A 651-nucleotide genomic window follows, 5' to 3' on the forward strand; every position below is an offset into this window, starting at 1 on the left:
CGGCTTTGTTGAATAAATCGAACTTTTGGCCGTAGTCAGGATCAGATCACCACACTCCTGATCCTGCAGCGATAGCCCGGAGATCTTCAACGTCACTGATTACCGGTTAATTTGTGCGATCATGGGGCATATTACTTAACTCTGACGTAAAAAAAGGGTTGTGTCGCATTAAGGCGTCGTTAGGTAAGATACTGTTTTTTTTGCGATGTTACCTGACTATGTCTCTGATCCGAAAAGCCTTCAGTCGTCTGCATTATCCCATTGATGTGATAGCCCTGTGTGTCCGCTGGTACCTGGCTTACTCACTGAGTTTGCGCAACCTAGAGGAAATGATGGCAGAGCGTGGCGTTATCGTTGACCACTCGACATTGCACCGTTGGGTCATCCGTCTGGTACCGCTGCTGGTTAAGGCCTTTCGCCGACATAAACGTCCCGTGGGGCGTCGATGGCGAATGGATGAAACCTATATCAAAATCAAAGGCCAGTGGAAATATCTGTACCGGGCAGTCGATACCGCAGGCCAGACCATCGACTTTCTACTGACCGCTAAACGGGATGCTGTTGCAGCTCAGCGCAAGGCTATTCGCCACCACGGCGAACCAGAGGCCGTGACTATAGATAAAAGTGGTGCCAACACGGCGGCGCTGACCA

General features: G+C 50.5%; 1 protein-coding gene. It reads left to right on the plus strand.

Annotation, left to right across the window (positions count from 1 at the left end):
- Nucleotides 1-218: 218 nt before the first annotated feature.
- Nucleotides 219-651: IS6 family transposase (locus tag N6G83_RS54485; RefSeq protein WP_260524443.1), on the plus strand; the 433-nt coding region annotated here is incomplete at its 3' end.

This window comes from Serratia sp. PL7 (assembly GCF_945957435.1).